The sequence below is a fragment of the Bacteroides sp. OF03-11BH genome, from assembly GCF_003604005.1.
Classification (GTDB): Bacteria; Bacteroidota; Bacteroidia; order Bacteroidales; family Bacteroidaceae; genus Bacteroides; species Bacteroides ovatus.
Window position 1 is genome coordinate 1 of record NZ_QTMW01000135.1, and the last position, 639, is coordinate 639.

Sequence of the window (639 nt, forward strand, 5' to 3'; positions counted from 1 at the left end):
CAACAGCTCCTCGAACTCCCCGACATCGGCGGGAGTGAGATGTTCATAAGAGGCGTCGAGCATTTTCAGCATGACAGCAGCGTTACATTCAACGGGCATACCCAATGTCTTACGGGCTTCACGCAGGTAATTCTTGAACCGCAGCCGCAGCGTGTCGTGATGCGGGTAGGAACACTGGGACAGAATGGTGCAGACCGTCCGCAGTTCATCGACACAACAGTAGCCGAAATACCACGTTACAAGACGCTCGACGTAATGGACGGCATGAAACTCCTCCGAAAGCATCAGAAGAAGCAGGAACGGGGTGAAATCCTGGTATTCCCTCGTTATGGGACGGGGTGCTTCGTCAAGCAAGGAGGCGATGTCCCGCATCAGCAGAGAATCTCCCGAGTACGCTTTTATTTGTTCGGAACTGCGGGCATAATCCCGGTAACGCGATATGACCGCCGACAAAGCATTGAACTTCACGGCGTGAACGCCTTCTATAAAGGAAGGGCGAAGACTGTTGTAAATGGATAAGTCGGTTTGCATAAGTCATTTCTATAAAACGGAGCCGCATCCCCTTGTTGCCAAAGCTCCGCAAGTCGTTACTTATGAACCGCTTGGAACACGGTACGAATCCTAATTACAAATATATCG

General features: G+C 51.0%; 1 pseudogene. It reads right to left on the reverse strand.

Annotated elements, in window-relative coordinates:
* A pseudogene (locus tag DXA54_RS28860) lies at positions 1-531 on the reverse strand (AraC family transcriptional regulator); the annotation flags it as partial.
* Between the last annotated feature and the right edge of the window lie 108 nt (positions 532-639).